The organism is Microbacterium sp. P5_B6 (genome assembly GCF_056400345.1).
This window is the reverse complement of sequence record NZ_JBFULL010000002.1, coordinates 596448-613534: the sequence shown is the minus strand read 5'-3', so window position 1 is coordinate 613534 and position 17087 is coordinate 596448. Positions and strand designations below refer to the sequence as shown.

At 68.5% G+C, this 17087-nt stretch carries 15 protein-coding genes and 3 tRNA genes; 5 read left to right on the top strand and 13 right to left on the bottom strand.

Annotation, left to right across the window (positions count from 1 at the left end; all coding sequences use genetic code 11):
* Positions 1 to 25: 25 nt before the first annotated feature.
* Positions 26 to 808, top strand: a complete 783-nt coding sequence (locus AC1DP3_RS04600; RefSeq protein ID WP_477291711.1) for an ATP-binding cassette domain-containing protein — start codon at positions 26 to 28, stop codon at positions 806 to 808.
* 56 nt (positions 809 to 864) lie between these two features.
* Positions 865 to 937 (top strand) — tRNA-Asn (locus tag AC1DP3_RS04595).
* A gap of 109 nt (positions 938 to 1046) precedes the next feature.
* Here the strand turns inward: AC1DP3_RS04595 and def are convergent.
* Entirely contained in the window at positions 1047 to 1613 is a 567-nt protein-coding gene (gene def, locus AC1DP3_RS04590) for a peptide deformylase (RefSeq protein WP_477291709.1), read from the bottom strand.
* A 42-nt stretch (positions 1614 to 1655) separates the two neighbouring features.
* Here def and AC1DP3_RS04585 point away from each other — a divergent pair, with 42 nt between their 5' ends.
* On the top strand, positions 1656 to 2660 hold the full coding sequence (locus AC1DP3_RS04585; protein WP_477291707.1) for a DMT family transporter: 1005 nt from the start codon (positions 1656 to 1658) through the stop codon (positions 2658 to 2660).
* A 55-nt stretch (positions 2661 to 2715) separates the two neighbouring features.
* Here the strand turns inward: AC1DP3_RS04585 and AC1DP3_RS04580 are convergent, their stop codons facing one another.
* From AC1DP3_RS04580 to AC1DP3_RS04560, 5 genes are all read right to left on the bottom strand, one after another.
* Complete coding sequence (locus tag AC1DP3_RS04580; protein ID WP_477291705.1) at positions 2716 to 3003, bottom strand: hypothetical protein; 288 nt, start codon at positions 3001 to 3003, stop codon at positions 2716 to 2718.
* A 7-nt stretch (positions 3004 to 3010) separates the two neighbouring features.
* Entirely contained in the window at positions 3011 to 4645 is a 1635-nt protein-coding gene (locus tag AC1DP3_RS04575; protein ID WP_477291703.1) for a RecQ family ATP-dependent DNA helicase, read from the bottom strand.
* A 108-nt stretch (positions 4646 to 4753) separates the two neighbouring features.
* Positions 4754 to 5590, bottom strand: a complete 837-nt coding sequence (locus AC1DP3_RS04570) for an ADP-dependent NAD(P)H-hydrate dehydratase (RefSeq protein WP_477291701.1) — start codon at positions 5588 to 5590, stop codon at positions 4754 to 4756.
* Positions 5574 to 6299 carry a histidine phosphatase family protein gene (locus AC1DP3_RS04565; RefSeq protein WP_477291699.1) on the bottom strand — a complete coding sequence of 242 codons (726 nt, stop codon included), beginning with the start codon at positions 6297 to 6299 and terminating at the stop codon, positions 5574 to 5576. Before AC1DP3_RS04565 ends, AC1DP3_RS04570 begins: the two co-directional genes overlap by 17 nt.
* Positions 6300 to 6668: 369 nt before the next feature.
* Positions 6669 to 6742: transfer RNA gene (locus AC1DP3_RS04560), tRNA-Ile, on the bottom strand.
* 156 nt (positions 6743 to 6898) lie between these two features.
* On the opposite strand from AC1DP3_RS04560, the gene AC1DP3_RS04555 reads away from it, so the two are divergent.
* Positions 6899 to 7402: a DUF3145 domain-containing protein gene (locus tag AC1DP3_RS04555; RefSeq protein ID WP_477291697.1), complete on the top strand. Its 504-nt coding sequence runs from the start codon at positions 6899 to 6901 to the stop codon at positions 7400 to 7402.
* Positions 7403 to 7596: 194 nt separating this feature from the next.
* Here the strand turns inward: AC1DP3_RS04555 and AC1DP3_RS04550 are convergent, their stop codons facing one another.
* The 6 genes from AC1DP3_RS04550 to aceE form a co-directional block, all read right to left on the bottom strand.
* Positions 7597 to 8835, bottom strand: coding sequence for a beta-ketoacyl-[acyl-carrier-protein] synthase family protein (locus AC1DP3_RS04550; RefSeq protein ID WP_477291695.1), 1239 nt, complete (start codon positions 8833 to 8835; stop codon positions 7597 to 7599).
* 83 nt (positions 8836 to 8918) lie between these two features.
* Positions 8919 to 9167 (bottom strand): acyl carrier protein, encoded by a 249-nt coding sequence (locus AC1DP3_RS04545; RefSeq protein ID WP_019182110.1) that lies wholly within the window; start codon positions 9165 to 9167, stop codon positions 8919 to 8921.
* A 75-nt stretch (positions 9168 to 9242) separates the two neighbouring features.
* Positions 9243 to 10244 carry a beta-ketoacyl-ACP synthase III gene (locus AC1DP3_RS04540; protein WP_477291692.1) on the bottom strand — a complete coding sequence of 334 codons (1002 nt, stop codon included), beginning with the start codon at positions 10242 to 10244 and terminating at the stop codon, positions 9243 to 9245.
* Positions 10241 to 11155, bottom strand: a complete 915-nt coding sequence (locus tag AC1DP3_RS04535; protein WP_477291690.1) for an ACP S-malonyltransferase — start codon at positions 11153 to 11155, stop codon at positions 10241 to 10243. Before AC1DP3_RS04535 ends, AC1DP3_RS04540 begins: the two co-directional genes overlap by 4 nt.
* 85 nt (positions 11156 to 11240) lie before the next feature.
* Positions 11241 to 12440: a PucR family transcriptional regulator gene (locus AC1DP3_RS04530; RefSeq protein WP_477291688.1), complete on the bottom strand. Its 1200-nt coding sequence runs from the start codon at positions 12438 to 12440 to the stop codon at positions 11241 to 11243.
* Between the two features lie 20 nt (positions 12441 to 12460).
* Entirely contained in the window at positions 12461 to 15190 is a 2730-nt protein-coding gene (gene aceE / locus AC1DP3_RS04525; protein ID WP_477291686.1) for a pyruvate dehydrogenase (acetyl-transferring), homodimeric type, read from the bottom strand.
* 221 nt (positions 15191 to 15411) lie between these two features.
* On the opposite strand from aceE, the gene AC1DP3_RS04520 reads away from it, so the two are divergent.
* Positions 15412 to 15484: transfer RNA gene (locus AC1DP3_RS04520), tRNA-Val, on the top strand.
* Positions 15485 to 15509: 25 nt separating this feature from the next.
* Here AC1DP3_RS04520 and AC1DP3_RS04515 read toward each other — a convergent pair.
* Entirely contained in the window at positions 15510 to 17033 is a 1524-nt protein-coding gene (locus tag AC1DP3_RS04515) for an amino acid permease (protein WP_477291684.1), read from the bottom strand.
* Positions 17034 to 17087 lie beyond the last annotated feature (54 nt).

Here is a 17087-nt window from a genome sequence, read left to right as displayed (position 1 = left end):
GCGTGCGAGGCGGCAGGATGTCGTCATGCCACATCGTCGTGACGCCGACGTGGCGATCCGTGCATCAGACCTCTCGATCCTCCGTTCTTCACGAGGGGGCGACGTGCGCGTCGTCGATGGCGTCTCCTTCGTCCTGCCGCACGCCGGCACGCTCGCGCTCATGGGCCCGACCGGTGCGGGGAAGTCGAGCCTCGCCGCCCTGCTCTCCGGGTCGGACACGCCGGGTCTGGCCGTGGTCGGAGGAGCGGCGTGGGTGCACGGCATCCCGGTCCGCAATCCGGGCAGGGCGCGACGTGAGCTGACGTATCTCACCGGTTTCCTGGAGCAGCGGGCCGGCGCCAACCTCCCCGCCCGGCTCACGGTCGGCGAGGTGATCGGCGCGCCCATCACGAGCAGGGACCGCCGAGTCAACCAGCGGGCGCTGGCAGTGCGGATCGCCTCACTGCTGGACGAGCTGATGCTGCCCCTCGGTGCGGTGGCGAAGTACCCCTATGAACTGAGCGCCGGCATGCGTCAGCGGGTCGCGCTCGCCCGCACCCTGGTCCTCGAGCCCAAGCTGCTGATCGCTGATGACCCGTTCGCGAATCTCGATGTCGAGGTGCGCCGGGCCGCGCGAGATGCCATCCTCCGACGCCGCGGGCGTGGGATGTCGGCCCTCATCGTGACGAACGAGGCGGAGGTGACCCGGGAGCTCGACGCGGACGTCCTCGTGATGCGTTCCGGGCACGCCGTCGCCTATGGGCGGGGCACGGAGCATCTGCTCTGGACACCCAGTGCGCAGGCCGATGATCGGCTCATCGCGTCGTGAGCACCCCTTGAGCTTTGCTAATATGGTGTGGTTGCCCGCGCGAGAGCGAAGGGTGATCCTCCATAGCTCAATTGGCAGAGCAATCGGCTGTTAACCGATAGGTTCTTGGTTCGAGTCCAAGTGGGGGAGCGAGAAGTCCGCGCATCTACGCGGCTCTCACATTGGGTCCGGGCTTCCACCCCGGGCCCTTCTCTTTTGCGCCGACGGGTGCGGATCGCCGCATCGGCGCCCGCGATCGTCACGCCTCGATGTCGTCGATTCCCGGAGTCCAGGAGCTTCCCGGCCGGCCCCACCCGCGCTTGCGGGCGATCTTCTGCGTGGTCTTCCAGTCGGCATCGCTCAGCCGATCGATGTACAGGATGCCGTCGAGGTGATCGAACTCGTGCTGCATGATCCGCGCCCGCCATCCGCCGACCTCGATCCGCACCGCGGCGCCCTCGAGGTCGACACCGGTCACGAGCACGCGCTCGGATCGGCGCAATGGGAACCGCTCGCCGGGGAACGAGAGGCAGCCTTCCGACTCCTCATCGGGGTCCGGCGCGCCAGGCTCGAGCGGATGCATCCACAGGACGGGATTGATGATCACACCTCGCCACGGCTCGCCGTCGTCGTCCTGATACGAGTAGGTGTAGATCCGCAGTGAGACGCCGACCTGCGGAGCAGCGAGGCCCACTCCGGGCGCCGCGTCCATCGTCTCGAACATGTCGGCGACGAGCGTGCGGATCTCTTCGGTGATCTCGTCGACGTGCGCGGCGGGCGCGTGGAGGGCGGGGTCACCCATGATGCGAATCGGCAGAACGGCCACGCCTTGAGCCTATCGAGGCATCCCGACGGTTAGTGTCGGAGGGTGGTGTGGGCCGGGATGTCGATCGACGAGATGACCAACGAGGTCATCGGATTCTTCCGCGATCCGGCCATCCTCATCGGCATCCCGCTGGCGCTGATGGGCGCGGTGTTCATGTCTTTCGGCGCCCAGTACCAGTACCGCGGTGTCACCAAGGTCGAGCGACTGAGCGGCTCATCGGGCAAGGCCGGGCTCAGCGGCAGCCAGCTCCTCAGCCTGCTGAAGCGGCCGTCCTGGGTCGCGGGCACCGTGATGCTGGGCCTCGCCATCACCTGTCAGCTGAGCGCACTGGCATTCGCCCCCCTCATCATCGTGCAGCCGATCGGGGCGATCTCGCTCGTCATCACCACGCTGCTGAACGCGCGCGTATCCGGGCACAAGCCCACCAAGCAGTCCGGCATCGCCATCGCGGAATGCCTCGGCGGCATCCTCATCTTCGTCACGATCGCCGCGTTCTACGCGACCGAGAACCCGGTCACCCAGCGCGAGACGCTGATCATCCTGTCGCTTCTCGGCGTTGTGCTCCTCATCCTCGCGGGCCTCTGGATCTGGCTCCGCAAGCGCGGTCAGGCCCTCTTCTACATCGTCGCGTCCGGCGTCATCTACGGCTTCGTGGCCACCCTGGCCAAGGTCGTCATCGAACGCATCAAGGCCAACGACTTCGACTGGCTGACGATCCTCTGCATCGTGGCGCTGCTCGCCGCCGTCGCCATCGGCGCCTACTTCGTCCAGACGGCGTACGCAGTGGGTCCTCCCGACCTCGTGATCGCCGGGCTCACGGTCATCGACCCGATCGTCGCGGTCATCATCGGCCTCACGATCCTGCAGGAGGCGGCGAACGCCCCCGTGTGGGCGTTCTTCGGTTTCGCCGTAGCGGGTGCCATCGCCGTCACCGGGGTGATCACGCTCGCCCGGTTCCACCCGCAGCTGGTCGCCGACAGCCTCGAGCTGCCGATCCAGCGCGGGAGCGAGCCGGGTCCTGAGTCGGACGACGCCGCGAACGACTGACCAGCGGGCCTGCGGCACTGGGCGTGATCGCGGAGTCCGCGGACGGTCCTCTGCTTCAGGAAACCGGCGGAACGACGATGACGAGACGCCCGTCCTCGAGGCGGCCACCGTCTCCCGGTGTCGGCGCCGGAGCGGGAAGCTCGATCTGCGCCTCCCACTCGGCGTGCGCGTCCTCGGCCGTCGGGCGCCAGACCGCATCCATGCCGGAGCCGATTCCCCCCGACGTGCCTCTGCCTTCCCGCTGGCGGCGCCGCTGATCACGCTTCAAGACGGGTGCGCACGCGACGAGGATGACGGTCGCCGCGAGTGCGGCGGCCAGCAGAAGGCACGCGAGAAGGTCCATCGGGCGTTCAGCTTACGCGCCGGAGCAGCTCATTCTCCTCGACTGCCTGGAGTGCGAGCACCTTGTACCCCCGGTCTTCGAAGAACACGGTTACGCGGTCGCTCTCTACGTCGACCACGCTCCCGCGCCCCCACTCGACATGATCGACGGCAGTGCCCGTCGGGTAGGGGACAAGCGACTCATCGGGGGCCTCTTCCGGCGTCGCACCGGCACGACACCGGTCGCATCGGCCGCACGCCTGAGGAAGGTCCTCGCCGAAATAGCCGAGGAGCAGGCGCCGGCGGCAGTCCCGTGTCTCGGCGTAGCGCCGCATGATCTCCACGCGCGACTCCTCGATCCGCTCACGCCGTTCCGACGCCTCTTCAGCGGCATCCGCCGCCTCGGTGCTCGTGAGCCTCCCTCGGGCAGCGGCCCCACGGCGGGTGAGGCGGATGGCACCGCCCTCGGCGAGCTGGTTGAGCAGTGCGGTCGCCGTGCGCGGCGAGATGTCGAGAGAGGAGGCGAGCTCCTTCGCTCGCAACGGCGAATCGGACGAGGCGACCGCTTCGTAGGCCGCCACCACGCGATCGCGATCGACAGAGCGCGCGGCGAAGTACTTGCGAAGGCCTAGGTCTTCCGACCGGTAGAAGAGCGTGGCACCTGCCGGCTCGCCGTCCCTGCCCGCACGTCCGACCTCCTGGTAGTAGGCGTCGAGCGAATCCGGGACGGAGGCGTGGACGACGAACCGGACATTCGGCTTGTCGATGCCCATGCCGAACGCATTGGTCGCGACGACGACGTCGAGCTGATCGTCCAGGAACGCGTCGTGCACGCCGGATCGCTCTCGCGCACCCAGTCCGGCGTGGTACGCGGCGGCTCGCAGTCCCCGTGCTCCCAGCTCTGCGGCGTATGTCTCGGCCTCCCGGCGGGTGGCCGTATAGAGCAGCCCCGGACCCGGAAGCTCGACGACGGTATCGAGAACGGCGTCCTGCTTGTCGCGCTCCGAGACCTCGCGCCGCACGGACAGATCGATGTTGGGACGATCCACGCCCCGGACGACGATCGCAGGGTCGACGAGCCGCAGCCGCGCCGAGATCTCATCGCGTACCGGTTCTGCGGCTGTCGCTGTCAGCGCCACCGTGACCGGTCGTCCGAGACGCGCGCGGACGTCGCCCAACCGCAGATAGTCCGGCCGGAAGTCGTGCCCCCAGCTGGCCACGCAGTGCGCCTCGTCGACCGCGAGCAGACCGACGCCCAGGTCGTGAAGTCGGCTGACGATCTCGTCCTTCGCCAGCTGCTCGGGGGCGACGAAGACGAAACGTGCGTCTCCGCTCGCGAGCCGGCTCCACGCCTCGTCGGTCGCCCGCTCGCCGAGAGTCGAGTTGATCGCAACCCCTCCGGGAGCTCCCGCAGCCTCTTCGAGCTGGTTCAGCTGGTCGCGCTGCAGGGCGATCAGAGGCGACACGACGACCGTGATGCCCTCGAGGATGGTTCCGGCCAGCTGGTAGATCGCGGACTTGCCGGCGCCCGTCGGCAGCACGGTGATGACGTCCCGCCCTCTGAGCAGTGCCGACACCGCCTCTTCCTGCCCGTCGCGAAGGCCGCTCCAGCCGAAGACCTCGTGCGCGACCTTCGCGATGGAGGGCATCGATCCCTGTGTCATGACGGTTCCTTTCCGGCGCCGGGATCATCCTTCCAGGACGGAGGGGACGGATGCCGACGATCGACGAGTGCTGTGGAGAGCCGACGTCTGCGCGACGGCCCGCCATGTTCAGACGGTGACGACGGCCGCCGCCAGCTCCGCCGCCAGCTCCCTGGCGAGGAACCCGAGGCCCAGCCGCTCGGTGAGGCGATCGCCGGCGGTCGCATGCGCCCACGCGCCCCAGACCGCCGCCTCGGCCGGTTCCAGTCCTCGTGAGGCGAAGCCCGCGATCGCACCGGCGAGGACGTCGCCGCTCCCGGACGTGCCCAGTCCGGGTCCACCCGCCTCGATCCGCCAGGAGCGACCGTCCGGGTGGACGACGAGCCCGTAGCAGTTGACGACGGCGTCGAAGCGCCGGGCGATCTCGCGCAGATCGGTCAGCGCATCATCCGCGAGATCGCGTCCGAGCAGGATGCCCGCCTCCTCCTTGTTGGGATTGAGGATGAGACCGGCGGGCAGCGCCGAGCGATCGACGTCGGGCAGCACGCCCAGCGCGAAGGCATCCAGCACCAGCAGCGGCGGCTCCGTGTCGGCGACGGCGAGGAGGGTCGCGCGCGTCTCGTCGCCATCGTCGAAGCCGGGACCCACCAGAACCGCGTCGGCCGAGCCCAGGTGCCGGCGCAGGCGACCCTCGAAGGGTTCGGTCGCGTCATCCGGGAGTGCGTAGATGCCCGCCTCGGGAATCGCGATGCCGATCTGCGCGTCGATGGACCCGGGGACGGCCAGGGCCACTCGTCCTGCACCGACCCGCAGCGCCGCTTCGCCGGCGAGGAGTGCGCCGCCGGGGGAGCTGCGGGAGCCGCCGACCACGACTGCCTCGCCACGGGCCTTCTTCGAGTCGCCCGGGTCGGGCAGCCCCCACTCGCGCAGAAGCTCGGCGGTGACGATCTCACTGGGGCTCGACATCGGGGCTCCCTGGATGCGCGGTGACGTCGGCGCCCTCGCGCCGGAGATGATCGACGCTCGAGAACGCGACGAGCTTCCAGCCGTCGCCCTCTCTCACGAGGTGCGTGACGGAGGCGTTCAGGACCGTGTTCGCCGCTGCGAAGTCCAGCAGCTCAGGTTCGGCGAGTCCCAGGAGCAGATACAGGAAGAGCATGACCACGGCATCGTGCGCGACCAGGAGCACGGTGTCGCCGTCGGCCGCCATCGCATCGCCGAGGAACGACCGCAGCCGGAGGGCGACATCCGCCCAGGATTCCCCGCCGGGCGGCCGGTGGTAGAACTTGCCGAGATGATGCCGGCGATCGGTCTCCTCCGGGTGCAGGCGGGCCACGCCCCGCCTCGTGAGCAGGTCCAGGATGCCGAGCTCACGGTCACGCAGGCGCTCGTCGATGGCGACGCGAGTGGATGCCGCGTCGTCGCCGAGCGCAATCTCCAGTGTCTGGCGAGCCCGGAGGTAGGGCGACACCCAGTACAGATCGATCGCCGAGCGCTGCTCCGCGAGCCAATCCGAGAGCGCCCGGGCCTGCTCCTCGCCCGTCGGGGACAAGGGCACATCGGCGTCGCGGATGTCGATCGGGATCGCGTCGAGCTGGTCGACCTCGGCCTGAGTGGCGGCGACATTGCCGATGCTCTCGCCGTGCCGCACCAGGTAGAGCTCATTCACTGGCATGCCGCCAGGCTATGAGCAGCGCGCTCCCCGCGCGCACGGGTTGACACAGCTGGGCATGTTGCTTGTCAGGGCGGGTGGGACTTGTCCCTACCGCCCCTCCACGCACCGCTTCGCGGCGCGCGGAGCCTCTGCGGCAGGGGCCCGCCCACGAGTGCGGTCTCGCCGACACCCGCTTAACGAGCGATCGCGCCGACCTTCGGCCGGCGCGATCGCTCGTAGGGCGGGTGGGACTTGTCCCTACCGCCCCTCCACGCACCGCTTCGCGGCGCGCGGAGCCTCTGTGGCAGGGGCCCGCCCACAAGTGCGCTCTCGCCGACACCCGGCCCTACGAGGCAGCGCCCCCGACCTTCGGCCAGGGGCGCTGCCTCGTAGGGCGGGTGGGACTTGAACCCACGATCGTCGGGTTATGAGCCCGCTGCCTTGACCAGCTTGGCCACCGCCCCTTACGCCAGAAGGCGCCCAACGAGCCTACAACGCGCCCGAATCACATTCTTGTCATTCGGGGGCTGGCTGGGCGATAATGGCCCCAGCACAACTGAACAGCCGAGGCATCCGTTCATAGGTCGTTGGGGAAGACGTACCTGCAGAACGGAGAGACCATGGCGTCATCACAAGCGCGTGGAGTGATCTACATTCACTCGGCGCCACGTGCGTTGTGCCCCCACCTCGAGTGGTCGGTCGGGCGCGCTCTGGGGCGTGCCGTCAGCTTCGACTGGAACGAGCAGCCGATCCTCTCGGGGAGCCGTCGCGCCGAGTTCTACTGGGAGGGCGCTGCCGGAACAGGAGCCGCGCTGGCGACCGCCATGCGCGGCTGGGAGCATCTTCGGTTCGAGGTCAGCGAAGACCCGACACCTCGCAGTGACGGGGGCCGGTGGATGCACACCCCGGGCCTCGGCATCCATTACGCCCAGACCGATACCGCGGGCAACGTCGTCATCGGGGAAGACCGAGTCCGGTACGCGCTCGAGGTGGCCGCCGGCGACCCGGTCGAGCTCCAGCGCGAGCTCGAGGTCGCCCTTGGTGCGGCGTGGGACGAAGAGCTCGAGCCGTTCCGCCACGCCAGCGACGATGCCCCCGTCGTATGGCTCCACAAGGTCGGCTGACCGCAGGCAACTTCACAGCGATTTCCGCCGGTTGCCGATCGGCGGAAGAGGCAGGCGACAAGGCGCTGGTAACGGTGGTCGGAGACGAAATCCCGGAGGCCGAGAACGCGAATCGCCGCCTGACGGCAGACGCCCCCGAACTCCCTTGAACAGGGAGCCGGGGGCGTCTTCGTCCGCGGAGTGCGACGTGCCGCTCAGACCGAGCGGAACGCGACGACCGCGTTGTGGCCGCCGAAGCCGAACGAGTTGCTGATCGCGAGCTGCGGGCCTGCGGCGAGCGGGATCGGCGATCCCGAGATGCGCAGGGGGATGTTCGGGTCCTGGGTCGACAGGTTGATCGTCGGGGCCGCCTGGCGCTCCTTGAGCGCGAGGAGGGTGAAGATCGCCTCGAGCGCGCCTGTGCCGCCGAGAAGATGACCAGTGGAGGCCTTGGTGGCGGAGACCGGGATCTCGTGGATGCGATCGCCGAACACCGAGCGCAGCGCCTTGTATTCGGCGATGTCGCCGGTCGGCGTCGACGTCGCGTGCGCGTTGATGTGGGTCACGTCGTCGGGTGTCGCATCGGCCTGCTCGAGCGCTTGACGCACGGCGCGAGACGCGCCGAGGCCCTCGGGCTCGGGAGCGGTGATGTGGTACGAGTCGGCGGTGACGCCGCCTCCCACGATCTCGCCGTAGATCTTGGCCCCGCGGGCCTTGGCGTGCTCTTCGGTTTCGAGCACGAGACACGCGGCGCCCTCGCCCATGACGAAGCCGTCACGATCGGTGCTGTACGGGCGCGAGGCCGTCTCGGGGGAGTCATTGCGCTTCGAGAGCGCCTGCATCGCGGCGAACGCGGCGATCGCGAGCGGGTGGATGGTCGCTTCGCATCCGCCCGTCAGCACGACATCCGCGCGACCCATGCGAAGGGTCTCGAACGCGTTGACCAGCGCCTCCGTGCTCGAGGCGCACGCCGAAGCGACGGTCCGCGCATACGCACGGGCGTTCAGGTGCATCGAGATCGCCGCGGCAGGGGCATTGGGCATGAGCATGGGGATGCTCATCGGCATGATGCGGCGCGGCCCCTTCTCCTTGAGGGTGTCCCAGCCGTTCAGCGTCGTCTGCAGCCCGCCGATGCCGGTGGCGAAATCGACGGCGAACCGCTCGGGATCGACGTCGGGAACTCCGGCGTCTTCCCACGCCTCTCTCGCCGCGACGAGGGCGAACTGAGCCGACGGGTCGAGCCGATTGGCTACCGGGCGCTCCAGCACAGTGTTGGGCTGAACGACGGCCTCCGCGGCGAAGGTGACGGGAAGCTGGTACTTCTCGACCCAGTCATGCTCGAGGGCGTGGGCGCCCGAAGCGCCCTGCAGCAGGGCCGACCAGGTCTCGGGGGCTGTCCCCCCGATGGGGGTGGTGGCGCCGATGCCTGTCACGACGATGCGCGGTGTGCTCATGTGATGGAGTCCTTGAGTAATGCCGGTGGGGGCTCAGCACCCCCACCGGTGGGGGTTTGGGGCCGAGCCCCAACGGGTGCGGCTCAGGCCTGGTTCGACGTGATGTAGGTGACGGCGTCGCCGACGGTCTTGAGGTTCTTGACCTCGTCGTCCGGGATCGTCACGCCGAACTTCTCCTCCGCGTTGACGACGATCGTCATCATCGAGATGGAGTCGATGTCGAGGTCGTCCGTGAACGACTTCTCGAGGGCGACCTCGTCGGCCGAGATGCCGGTCTCATCGGTGATGAGCTCGGCGAGCCCTGCGAGGACCTCGTCGGTGGTGAATGCCATGGGTTTCTCCTGTTTGTTGGGGGTTCGCCGGCCCGGTGCGGGCCGCTGTTCAGTTTAGGGTCGGGGCCTGCCGGACTAGGGGAGGACGACGACCTGGGCCGCGAAGACGAGTCCTGCGCCGAAGCCGATCTGCAGAGCGAGTCCGCCGCTCAGATCGGGATGCTCCTGGAGCAGGCGGTGCGCCGCGAGCGGGATCGAGGCGGCGGAGGTGTTGCCCGTCGTCTCGATGTCGCGTCCGATGCGGACGGACTCGGGAAGGCCGAGCTGCTTCGCGAACTCGTCGATGATGCGCATGTTCGCCTGATGGGGGATGAAGGCGGCCAGATCGGATGCCTCCACACCGGCGGCCGCCAGCGCCTGTCGTGCGACCTTCACCATCTCCCAGACCGCCCAGCGGAAGACGGTCGGTCCTTCCTGGCGGAGGGTGGGCCACGGGGCGAGGCCGTCCCGGAACTCGGTGAGCGTGTGGTTCATTCCGACGGCCTCGAACTTCGAGCCGTCGGAGCCCCAGACCGTGGGGCCGATGCCCGGCGTCTCGCTCGGCCCCACGACGACAGCGCCCGCGCCGTCGCCGAGGAGGAACGAGATGCTGCGATCGGTGGGGTCGATGATGTCGCTGAGCTTCTCAGCACCGACGACGACGACGTAGTTCGCGATTCCACCCCGGATGAGTGCGTCGGCCTGGGTGACACCGTAGGCGAAGCCTGCGCACGCCGCATTCAGGTCGTAGGCGGCAGCCGGATTCGACCCGACGCGGTCAGCGACGATGGCAGAGACCGAAGGCGACTGCTTGGGGTTGCTGATGGTGGCGACGATGACGGCATCGATGTCGGATGCCGCGACTCCCGAGCGCTCGATGGCCTCGCGTGCGGCATCCGTTGCCAGATCGATCACCGTCGTGTCGGGAACCGCGCGCGCCCGCGTCACGATCCCGGTGCGCTGGCGGATCCACTCGTCGCTCGAGTCGATCGGTCCGATGATGTCGGCGTTGGGGACGGCGACCTCGCCGCGAGCCGCGCCGTAGGCGTAGATGCGGGTGTAGGCCGGGCCGGTGGGCTGCGCGAGCAGAGGGCTCATGCGGACGCTCCGTTCAGAAGCGCAGCTGCGGCTTCGAGATCATCGGGTGTTTTGAGTGCGACGGACGGCACGCCCCGCAGTGCTCGCTTGGCCAGCCCGGTGAGCGTCCCTGCCGGGCTCAGCTCGACGATGCCCGAGACGCCCGCCTCGGAGAACGACGCCATGCAGAGATCCCAGCGCACCGGAGACGCGACCTGGTCGACGAGCAGATCGCGGAACGCTGTTCCTGAAGTCACCGAAGAGCCGTCGCGGTTCGTCCAGACGCGGATCGACGGCTCGTTCGCGGGAACATCGGATGCCGCGACCCGCAGGGCCTCGACAGCGGGGCCCATGAAGCGCGTGTGGAATGCCCCCGCCACCTGCAGCGGGATCACGCGGGTCCCGGCGGGCGGCTCTGCCGAGAGCTGCTGCAGCGCTTCGCGCGCACCCGCGGCAACGAGCTGCCCGCCGCCGTTGTAGTTCGCGGGAGTCAGATCGAGCTCCTGCAGTCGCGTGACGACTGCAGCTTCGTCTCCGCCGATCACGGCGCTCATTCCCGTGTCGGCAGCAGCCGCCGCCTCGGCCATCGCCCGCCCTCGGAGGCCGACCAGTCGAAGGGCGTCCTCTTCGCTCAGGATGCCGGCCGCGGCCGCGGCGGCGAACTCGCCCACGGAGTGCCCGGCCACGCCGGCCACAGCATCCCGCGTCTGCAGTTCGTTCCAGGACAGAAGGCTCGCCGCGACGATCAGCGGCTGAGCCACCTTCGTGTCGCGGATCCGGTCGGCGTCCCACTCGGTCCCGGCGGCGATGAGATCGACACCCGACCAGTCCGAATAGGCGGCGAGGCGCTCGCGCGCACCGTCCCTTTCGAGCCAGGGGGTGAGGAACCCGGGGGACTGGGATCCCTGACCGGGGAAGACCGCAATGATCACTTTTCCATCCTTCCAAGGATTGTCGCGGGTCCTCTGGCGATCAGCGCACAGATATAGCCGAAACGTTTGTCGTTCCTGTACAGCGTCATGCCGACGGGCGACGCGAAGACGCCAGCCGGCGACGGGTCGTATCCGTCCCGATCGATCCGAGCACGAGCGCGGTCTGCAGGATGAGCGCTTCGCGGGGACCGGTGGCATCCCAGCCGATGACCTCCGACACGCGCTTGAGGCGATAGCGCACGGTGTTCGGGTGCACGAAGAGCTCGCGAGCCGTTGCCTCGAGCGAGCGTCCGTTGTCGAGGTAGGCCCACAGCGTCGAGACGAGGTCGGTGCTGTGCGCCTGCAGTGGACGGTAGATCCGATCGACGAGGGTCTGCTTGGCGAGCGGGTCGCCCGCGAGCGCCCGCTCCGGCAGGAGGTCGTCCGCCTCCACCGGCCGCGGGGCGTGGCGCCAGGCGCGGGCGACGGCGAAGCCTGCGAGCGCAGCCCGGGCGCTCTGGCTCGCGTCGACGAGGGCCGGAACGGCGGGGCCGAGCACGAGATGGCCCGTGCCGAAGCCTGGTTCGAGCCGGCGCGCGATCTCGGGGAACGGCAGCTCCGAGGGCAGCTCGTCGCTTCGCGGAGGCAGATCGGCCCGGCCGAGCACGAGCACGAGCCGCGAGCCCTGCACGCCGATGAGCACATCGACGCCCAGCTTTCGCGCCGTGCGGCGGAGCTGGTCGACGTCCAGGAGCGGGGGAGTCGTTCCCACGAGCACCGCGACTTCACCGTGCCCGTGCCACCCGAGGGCCGCGATTCGGCTCGGAAGCTCCTCATCGGCCTCGCCCGACAGGATCGAGTCGACCACGAGCGCCTCGAGGCGCGCATCCCACAGCCCCCGCGTCTCCGCGGCCCTGGCGTAGACATCCGCCGCCGCGAAGGCCACCTCCCGCGAGTAGAGGAGGATCGCCTCCCGGAGATGCTCGCCCTTGTGGGCGATGCGCTCCTCCGTCACCTCGACGGTGACTCGCACGAGCTGGAGCGTCTGCTGCAGGCTCACACTGCGCAGGAGCTCCCGTGGCGCGACCGCGAAGATGTCCGCCGCGATCGCCGGGGTCGACTTCGGGTCGTCGTACCACTGGATGAACGAGGAGATGCCGGCCTGCGCCACCAGACCCACCGCAGACCGCCTCGCCGGGGGCATGTCGGAGTACCACGTGAGCGACTCTTCCAGCCGCTGGATGGTCGCCGAGGCGAGGTCACCCGAGATGCGCCGCAGCCACGCGAGCGTCTCGGTCTTGTCCATGGGGGCGCGGCCTTCGCCGATCAGCTCTCGCCGCCCGCGTTGCCGCTCGTGCCGGCAGTCACATCGTGCAGGCGGTACTTCTCGATCGCCTGAGCGGAGAGGCTCCGGTCGACGACGCCGTCTTCGGCCAGGGCCTGCAGCGTCCGCACCACCACCGACGGTCCGTCGATCTTGAAGAAGCGGCGTGCGGCGGGACGCGTGTCCGAGAAGCCGAAGCCATCGGCGCCGAGCGTCGCGTAGCGGGCCGGGACCCACTGGCGGATCTGGTCCTGGACAGCATGCATCCAGTCGCTCACGGCCACGACCGGTCCTCCGGCATCCCGGAGCTTCTCGGTCACGTACGCGGTGCGCGGCTCGTCGGTGGGATGCAGGAAGTTGTGCTCGTCCGCGGCGAGGCCGTCACGGCGGAGCTCCGACCACGAGGTCACCGACCACACGTCGGCCTGCACGCCCCAGTCGTCGCGGAGCAGCTGCTGGGCTTCACGTGCCCAGAGCACGCCGACACCGGAGGCGAGGATCTGAGCGCGGGGCCCGTCGCCTTCGGCCTTCGAGATGCGGTGGATGCCGCGCACGATGCCATCGACGTCGACGCCTTCCGGCTCGGCCGGCTGCACGAGCGGCTCGTTGTAGACCGTCATGTAGTACATGACGTTGGGGTCGGGGTGGTTGCCGCCGTACATGCGCTCGAGCCCCGAGCGGACGATGTGCGCGATCTCATAGCCATAGGCCGGGTCGTACGAGATGGTTGCGGGGTTCGTCGAGGCGAGGAGCTGGGAGTGCCCGTCGGCGTGCTGCAGGCCCTCACCCGTCAGGGTCGTCCGACCGGCTGTCGCGCCGATGATGAAGCCGCGAGCCATCTGGTCGCCGGCCGCCCACTGGGCGTCACCGGTGCGCTGGAACCCGAACATCGAGTAGAAGACGTAGACCGGGATGAGCGGCTCGCCGTGCGTCGAGTACGAGGTGCCGGTCGCGGTGAACGCCGCGACCGCGCCCGCCTCGTTGATGCCGACGTGGATGATCTGGCCCTGGGGGCTCTCCTTGTAGGCGAGGAGCAGCTCGCGGTCGACCGAGGTGTAGTTCTGCCCGTTCGGGTTGTAGATCTTCGCCGTCGGGAAGTACGCGTCCATCCCGAACGTGCGGGCCTCGTCCGGGATGATCGGCACGATGCGGTGGCCGAAGTCCTTGGCGCGCAGCAGGTCCTTCAGAAGGCGGACGAACGCCATGGTCGTCGCGATCTCCTGCGTTCCCGAGCCCTTCTTGGGCAGGGCGTAGGACTCGTCGCCGGGAAGCGAGATCGGCACGTGGTGCGTGCGGCGCTCCGGAAGGAAGCCGCCGAGCGCACGACGGCGCTCGAGCATGTACTGGATCGTCTCGTCGTTCTGCCCGGGGTTGTAGTACGGGGGTGCGTACGGGTTCTCCTCGAGCTGGGCATCCGTGATCGGCACTCGCATGGAGTCGCGGAAGTGCTTGAGGTCGTCGAGGGTCATCTTCTTCATCTGGTGGGTCGCGTTGCGGCCCTCGAAGTGGTGACCGAGACCGTAGCCCTTGATCGTCTTGGCGAGGATGACCGTCGGCTGGCCCTTGTGCTCGGTCGCCGCCTTGTAGGCCGCGTACACCTTCGTGTAGTCGAGTCCGCCGCGGCGCAGCTTGCCCCAGATGTCGTCATCCGACCAGTCGTCGACCATCGCGGCCGTGCGCTCGTCACGCCGGAAGAAGTGGTCGCGGATGAACTTGCCGTCCTCGGCCCGGTAGGTCTGGAAGTCGCCGTCGGGGGTCGTGTTCATGAGGTGCACGAGCGCGCCCTGGTCGTCCTTCGACAGCAGCTCGTCCCAGCCGCGGCCCCAGACGACCTTGATGACGTTCCAGCCGGCGCCGCGGAAGTAGCTCTCGAGCTCCTGGATGATCTTTCCGTTGCCGCGCACCGGGCCGTCGAGGCGCTGGAGGTTGCAGTTGACGACGAACACGAGGTTGTCCAGGCCCTCGTTCGCGGCCACCTGGAGCTGTCCGCGGCTCTCGACCTCGTCCATCTCGCCGTCGCCGAGGAACGCCCACACCTTGGAGTCCGAGAGGTCTTTGACCCCTCGGTTGGTGAGGTACTTGTTGGTCATCGCCTGGTAGATGGCGTTGATCGGGCCGAGGCCCATGGACACTGTCGGGAACTGCCAGTACTCGGGCATCAGCCGGGGGTGAGGATACGACGGGATGCCGTGGGGCGCCTTCGACTTCTCCTGGCGGAACCCGTCGAGCTGGTCCTCCGAGAGACGTCCCTCGAGGAACGAGCGGGCGTAGATGCCGGGGGAGGCGTGCCCCTGGATGAAGACCTGGTCGCCGCCGCTCGGGTCGTCGAGACCGCGGAAGAAGTGGTTGAAGCCGACTTCGTACAGCGAAGCCGACGAGGCGTACGTCGAGATGTGGCCGCCGACGCCGATGCCTGGGCGCTGTGCGCGGTGAACAGTGAGCGCCGCGTTCCAGCGGATCCAGCGGCGATACCGGCGCTCGAGCTCCTCGTCACCGGGGAACTCGGGCTCGTTCTCGGGCGCGATGGTGTTGATGTAGTCCGTGGTGGGAACCTGCGGGACGTTGAGCTGCAGCTCGTGGGACTTCTGCAGGAGGCTGAGCATGATCTCGCGGCCTCGCCCGGACCCCTTCGCCTGCACGAGCTGCAGGAGGGATTCCTGCCACTCGGAGGTCTCTTCGGGGTCGCTGTCGAGCGGTCCCTGCGAATACGGATCCTGATCGTTGACAGTCACAAGAGACCTTTCGTCATCTGGCAGGTCATGCCAGGAATTCGGCATCGGATGCTGTCTGCTTTGTTCAGCGTGGACAACGCACCGCCGACAAGCCTAGCGAGTCCGCGGGGCATGATCTTCGACAGCGCCGGCCACGGCGGCACGGCGCAGTCCGGCGCCCGACAGTCGGGTGCTTCGCCGGCGTTCGCGAGGAGCCGTCGGCGCTCGTAGACTGGCCCCGAGGGCCTTTAGCTCAGCTGGTAGAGCGCCACGTTTACACCGTGGATGTCGTCGGTTCGATCCCGGCAGGGCCCACTTCGCCTTACCGTCCACGCGTGCTTCAGCTGGGGACGTCCCCGTCGCTGTCGTCACGCTCGTGGGAGACGACGTGCGGCAGCACGAAGTCCTGATAGCCCGGCTGGCCCATTTTGGAATGGCGCCGTGAGTACGTGAAGTAGATCACGAACCCGATCAGGAGCCAGATCAGGAACCGGAGCCAGGTCTCCACGGTGAGGTTGAGCATCAGGTAGATGCAGATCAGCGCGGACAGCCCAGGGACCCAGGGGCTGAACGGCACCGTGAACGACCGCTTGAGATCCGGCCGCTTCCGGCGCAGCACGATCACGCCGACGGATACGAGCACGAACGCGGAGAGGGTGCCGATGTTGACCATCTCCTCCAGGAGCCCGACCGGGGTGAAGCCGGCCACCACGGCCACGATGATCGTGACGATCACCGAGATGAGCCATGGCGTGCGGAACCGCGGGTGCACCTTCGCAAGACCGGCGGGCAGGAGCGCGTCCCGCGACATGGCGAAGATGATGCGCGTGGCACCGATCAGCAGCGTCAGCACGACGGTGGTGAGCCCGGCCACGGCGCCCGCCGAGATGAGCGTCGCCATCCAGTCGGCGCCGTGGAACACGAAGGCGTTCGCGAGAGCCGCCGCGGGGTCGAGTTCCTGGTACGGCACCATCCCCGTGACGACGAGTGCCACCGCGCAGTAGAGCACCGTGCAGATCGCGAGCGACGCCAGGATGCCGATCGGCATGTCGCGCTGGGGGTTCTTCGTCTCCTCCGCCGTTGTCGCGACGACATCGAAGCCGATGTAGGCGAAGAAGACCAGTGCGGCACCCGCGAAGATCCCGCCGACCCCGAAGGCTGTCGGCTCGACGCCCGACAGGAACTGCAGGAGCGGCTGGGTCAGCCCCGACGCCGCTTCGCGGGGCTCGGCGGGTGGGATGAAGGGCGTCCAGTTCGCCGGATCCACGAACAGCAGGCCCGCGACGATGACGAACAGGACGATGAAGATCTTCACCGCGACGAGCACCATGTTGACCCGCAGCGACTCCTTGATGCCGAAGGTCATGAGTCCGCCCAGCACCAGGACGAGCACGATCGCCATGACGTCGACGGTCCCGCCGTATCCGATGGCCTCCGGTATCGGTGCCCCCAGCTGCGCCATGAGGGTCCCGAGGTACGCGCTCCAGCCCTGCGCCACGACGCTGGCGCCGAGGAACATCTCCAGGATCAGATCCCACCCGATGATCCACGCGAAGAGCTCGCCGAGGGATGAGTACGAGAAGGTGTAGGCGGAGCCGGCGACCGGCACTGTCGAGGCGAATTCGGCGTAGCAGAGGGCTGCCAGCGCACACGCGATGGCAGCCACCACGAAGCTGATCACGATCGCGGGTCCGGCCACCTCGTGCGCAGCACGTCCCGTCAGCGTGAAGATGCCGGCGCCGATGACGACGCCGACTCCGAACACCGTGAGGTCGAGCGCGGTCAGCGACTTCTTGAGGCGGAACTCCGGCTCATCCGTGTCGGCGATGGACTGCTCGACCGACTTCGTGCGCAGAACGGACATCTTCACACCTCTCCTGAGATGGGCAGGTCGTTGAATGCTAGTGCGCGGGGTTGC

Bases quoted from the DNA above. Each gene is read 5' to 3' on its own strand.
- AC1DP3_RS04600 (WP_477291711.1), top strand. From the start codon at position 26: ATGCCACATCGTCGTGACGCCGACGTGGCGATCCGTGCATCAGACCTC.
- AC1DP3_RS04580 (WP_477291705.1), bottom strand. From the start codon at position 3,003: ATGGACCTTCTCGCGTGCCTTCTGCTGGCCGCCGCACTCGCGGCGACC.
- AC1DP3_RS04575 (WP_477291703.1), bottom strand. From the start codon at position 4,645: ATGACACAGGGATCGATGCCCTCCATCGCGAAGGTCGCGCACGAGGTC.
- AC1DP3_RS04570 (WP_477291701.1), bottom strand. From the start codon at position 5,590: ATGTCGAGCCCCAGTGAGATCGTCACCGCCGAGCTTCTGCGCGAGTGG.
- AC1DP3_RS04565 (WP_477291699.1), bottom strand. From the start codon at position 6,299: ATGCCAGTGAATGAGCTCTACCTGGTGCGGCACGGCGAGAGCATCGGC.
- AC1DP3_RS04555 (WP_477291697.1), top strand. From the start codon at position 6,899: ATGGCGTCATCACAAGCGCGTGGAGTGATCTACATTCACTCGGCGCCA.
- AC1DP3_RS04550 (WP_477291695.1), bottom strand. From the start codon at position 8,835: ATGAGCACACCGCGCATCGTCGTGACAGGCATCGGCGCCACCACCCCC.
- AC1DP3_RS04545 (WP_019182110.1), bottom strand. From the start codon at position 9,167: ATGGCATTCACCACCGACGAGGTCCTCGCAGGGCTCGCCGAGCTCATC.
- AC1DP3_RS04540 (WP_477291692.1), bottom strand. From the start codon at position 10,244: ATGAGCCCTCTGCTCGCGCAGCCCACCGGCCCGGCCTACACCCGCATC.
- AC1DP3_RS04530 (WP_477291688.1), bottom strand. From the start codon at position 12,440: ATGGACAAGACCGAGACGCTCGCGTGGCTGCGGCGCATCTCGGGTGAC.
- AC1DP3_RS04515 (WP_477291684.1), bottom strand. From the start codon at position 17,033: ATGTCCGTTCTGCGCACGAAGTCGGTCGAGCAGTCCATCGCCGACACG.